The 1,248-nt window shown below is 32.5% G+C and carries 2 protein-coding genes and 1 pseudogene; all 3 read left to right on the top strand.

What is annotated here, in order from left to right:
• The coding region (locus ACTG3S_RS13890) for a cytochrome-c peroxidase (RefSeq protein WP_439129932.1) at positions 1 to 546 on the top strand (546 nt) is incomplete at its 5' end.
• Between the two features lie 106 nt (positions 547 to 652).
• Positions 653 to 982, top strand: coding sequence for a HesB/IscA family protein (locus ACTG3S_RS13885; protein WP_439129931.1), 330 nt, complete (start codon positions 653 to 655; stop codon positions 980 to 982).
• 48 nt (positions 983 to 1,030) lie between these two features.
• Positions 1,031 to 1,248: pseudogene (locus ACTG3S_RS13880) on the top strand (Fe-S cluster assembly protein SufB); the annotation flags it as partial.

The following is a 1,248-nucleotide window of genomic DNA, read 5'->3' as shown; positions in this document are numbered from 1 at the left end:
CCTAAAATAGATTCAACTCTAGTAACCAAAGCCTTGGCGCAATTTGAAAGAACCTTAATTTCTGGAAATAGTAAGTTTGATAAATATTTGTTGGGAGAAGCCATGTTAACTACTGAAGAAGAAAACGGGTTTGCTATTTTTATGGACGAAGCAAAAGGAGATTGTTTTCATTGTCATGGAAGCAATAATAACCCACTTTGGACAGACAACAAATTTCATAACAATGGTTTAGATGCAACTTTTACAGATTTAGGTCTGGGTGCAGTTACTGGAGACCCCAATGATAATGGCAAATTTAAATCACCCTCGATTAGAAATTTAGCATACACAGCACCTTATATGCATGATGGCAGATTTGCTACATTAGACGATGTAATCAATCATTACTCAGAAGGTTTGAAAAGATCGCCTACTATAGATCCTTTAATGAAAAAAGTAAATCAAGGTGGTGTAGGTTTATCAATCAAAGAAAAAGCAGACTTAAAAGCTTTTTTACTTACTTTATCTGACCCTGATTTTATTAAAAATCCTGCCTTTAACAAATAATCAATAAAACCAATAACAACATCGTTTTTGATAATGAAAGTTCTGTGGATTTCTACGACTTATATTGTATATTTGTGCTCAATTTAGATTTAATCTATTTAAAATTATGATAAAAGTTTCAGACACAGCAAAAAAGAAAGTCATAGAACTAATGACAGATGATGGCTTTGACGCAACTAAAGACTATGTTAGAGTTGGCGTAAAAAGTGGTGGTTGTTCAGGTTTATCTTACGATTTAACTTTTGATAACAAAAAAAGTGAAGACGATAAAATTTTTGAAGAAAACAATGTAAGGCTTATTGTAGACAAAAAAAGCTTTTTATATTTAGTAGGTACCACTTTAGAATATTCTGGAGGTTTAAACGGAAAAGGTTTTGTATTTAATAACCCAAATGCCAATAGAACTTGTGGGTGCGGAGAGAGTTTTTCTCTTTAAAACCCTATCCCAACCTTCCTAAATGGAAGGAGAAAAAAAAGAAAAATTATGAGTAAATATACTGAGGAACAGTTAGAACAAGAATTAAAAACCCAAGAATATAAATATGGGTTTTATACAGATATAGAAAGTGATACATTTCCTGTTGGGTTAAATGAGGATGTTGTTCGTGCAATTTCTAAAAAGAAAAACGAACCCCAATGGATGACCGAATGGCGATTAGAAGCTTATAGAGTTTGGGAAAAAATGGCAGAACCAGAATGGGC

This window comes from Polaribacter sp. (genome assembly GCF_965656025.1).
Lineage (GTDB): Bacteria > Bacteroidota > Bacteroidia > Flavobacteriales > Flavobacteriaceae > Polaribacter.
Note: the sequence above shows the minus strand (reverse complement) of the source record. Positions and strands in the feature narration are given on the sequence as shown.